General features: G+C 56.9%; 1 protein-coding gene and 1 CRISPR repeat array. The gene reads left to right on the plus strand.

Annotated features, from left to right (window positions below; translation table 11 throughout):
* Nucleotides 1-578 precede the first annotated feature (578 nt).
* The gene (locus Q0349_RS12305) at nt 579-2,096 is read left to right on the plus strand and encodes an oligopeptide:H+ symporter (protein WP_298081311.1); all 1,518 of its coding nucleotides are present in this window, start codon (nt 579-581) and stop codon (nt 2,094-2,096) included.
* Nucleotides 2,097-2,460: 364 nt separating this feature from the next.
* A CRISPR array of direct repeats spans nt 2,461-2,769; the repeat unit is 36 nt; unit sequence ATTAAAAACTTGTCCCTGCTGCAAAGGGATTGCGAC.
* Nucleotides 2,770-2,809: the final 40 nt, after the last annotated feature.

Raw genomic sequence — 2,809 nt, forward strand, 5'->3', positions numbered from 1 at the left:
TTGGGGAGGGGGTGAGCGATATTATTGATGAGCCGAAATTCCAATTTTTCAATTGCTTGCTGCCCTCACTCCAACCCCTCTCTCGCTACGCGAGCAATGCTTGTCCCAGAGGGACTGGAACAGCTCGCGCAGCGACAAGTATTGCTTGCGAAGCAAGAGAGAGGCGCTCATCCGCCGAATTGCAAACAGCCCTCTAACCCAACCTGCACAGTCCGCACATAAAACAAAAGAGAATCGTAGGTATGGCCGCAGGCACGCACGCGTTTCCAACCTTCCCCGCGTGCGTGTCGGCTACGCCGCCACACCCTACGCCCAAAATCCGCCATAAGGTGCGCCTCGGCGACACCATCCGGGTGATGGCGACGATTTTGCGGCTACGCCGCCGCGCCATTCATGCCAAACACAGCGCTTTGATGGCAACACCACCGCCCCGCCCAGGGCGTTTTTCATACCGCCGCGCCGGTCATCGCGTCGCGCTCGCAACAAATCACTCAAAAAAGCCCTTAATTCGCCGAAAAACACCCCGCCCGTTTCTGTGTTACATTCGCGCAATCCTTCATTCACACAGGAGACCGGCAATGTCCAAAACCTTCTTCGGCCAACCGCGCCAACTCTCGACGCTTTTCCACATCGAACTGTGGGAGCGTTTCTCCTTTTACGGGATGAACAGCATCCTCGCCATGTACCTCTACCACAGCGTGACCAAAGGCGGGCTTGGCTTTAGCGAAGCGGTTGGCGGCAGCATTGCTACGGCTTATGGTGGCAGCGTCTATCTCTCTACCATCTTTGGCGGCTGGGTCGCCGACCGCATCCTCGGCGCGGAACGCACCCTGTTTTATTCCGGCGTGCTGGTCATGCTCGGCCACATTGCCCTTGCCCTCATCCCCGGCGTCAGCGGCATGATTGCAGGCCTCGTCTGCATCGCCCTCGGCAGCGGCGGCGTCAAGTCCTCCGCCAGCACCATGGTCGGCTCGCTCTACGAAAACGACGAATGGCGCGCGCGCCGCGATGCCGGATTCTCCATCTTCTACATCGCCATCAACATCGGCGGGATGCTCGGCCCGCTCCTCACCGGCATCCTGCAAGAAAACATCGGCTTCCACTACGGCTTCGGCCTCGCCGCCATCGGCATGGCGTTTGGTCTGTGGCGTTATAACCACGGGCGCAAGGAGCTGCCAAAACTCACCGCCCCCAACCCGCTGCCCGCCAACCAGCGCAGTGCCGCCGCCGTCGTCATCCTCGGCGTCGTGCTGGCACTCATCGCCGCCGTCCATTTCGACAAAATCAACACCGACAACTATCAAAGCATCCTGCTCATCACCATCATCGTCGCCACCCTCGGCTACTTCGCCCGGCTGCTGCTCGATCCGCGCGTCGATAGCGACCACCGCCGCTACATCATCGCCTACATCCCGCTTTTTGCCACGGTCAGCGTTTTCGCCGCCGAATACTCGCAGTTCTACAGCATCGTTACCATCTATTTCGATCAAATCATGGATCGCACCATCGGCAGCTTCACCATCCCCACCGGCTGGAAAGACTCGCTGCAAAGCCTGTGGGTTATCCTTTTCGCCGGCGTCACCGCGACGCTGTGGACGCGCCTCGGCGACAAACAGCCGAAAACCCCGCTCAAGTTTGCCCTCGCCATGTTCATCCTCGGCAGCGGCTACCTCTTCTTCGTGCCGTTCGTGCGCAGCGGCGTGGTGATGGGGCTGGTCACCTTCGCCTTCGCCATCCTCATCATCACCTTCGGCGAACTGCTGCTCTCGCCGATTTCCACCTCGTTTGCCACCAAAATCGCGCCGCCGCACTTCAGAACGCAGATGATCGCGCTGAACTTCCTCGCCTTCTCGCTCGGTTTTACCTTGGGTAGCATCATCTTCCGCGCCAACTACGGCGTACATTTTGCCGATCCGGTCGTCATTGACCCCGCAGCCGCGCTCGCCCACGCCGCGCAACAGCCCTGGCATGACTACCTGCAAATGGTGAACACCGCCGACTTCTTCGCCCTCATCGGCGGGCTGGGCATCGCCGCCGGGGTCGTCCTGATGCTGCTGGTGCCGCTACTGAACCGCCTGCTGAAAGGCATCGACTAATGGCGGGTATCGCCCTTCCCCCGCAGGACGCACCAGCGTCCGCCGCGGGGGAGGGTCGGGACTCCCCATGAAAAAGGCGAACGCTTTTTCATGAGAAAACGGGGAGGATGTATAGCCATCCCCGCTATCGCGGACATATCCGTTTTCCCAAAACGGTCGGCAACCAAACAACATCCCGCCACCGCCTGCAAAAACCAGAACAAATACCGTAAAATACGCGCGTACCGCATCCTGCGGCGCCCACAAAACGCCCATGAAAAACCCGAACAAAAACAAAGCCCGAAGGCTCAACTTTTCCCGCTGGCAAAAGTTGGAAACACCCCTCTCAACTTATTGAAGACAAGGAGAAAAAATACACCCCGCTATTAAAAACTTGTCCCTGCTGCAAAGGGATTGCGACGATGGTTGCAAGGTCAGCGAGATAGCCTAGATTCATTAAAAACTTGTCCCTGCTGCAAAGGGATTGCGACAGGATTGTTTTTTATTTCCGCTTGCATTTCATTAAAAACTTGTCCCTGCTGCAAAGGGATTGCGACACATGATTTCAAAGACGTTGTGAGTTATGAATATTAAAAACTTGTCCCTGCTGCAAAGGGATTGCGACGAAAAATTTACCAATGCACCATTCCTAAAGAATATTAAAAACTTGTCCCTGCTGCAAAGGGATTGCGACTGGTGATATTTGTGTTCATGGTTTTGTCCTGTATTAAAAA

Origin of the sequence: uncultured Cardiobacterium sp., assembly GCF_938028185.1 — a bacterium.
Taxonomy (GTDB): Bacteria; Pseudomonadota; Gammaproteobacteria; order Cardiobacteriales; family Cardiobacteriaceae; genus Cardiobacterium.

Coding starts and splice junctions, on each gene's coding strand:
- Q0349_RS12305 (WP_298081311.1), top strand. CDS start 579: ATGTCCAAAACCTTCTTCGGCCAACCGCGCCAACTCTCGACGCTTTTC.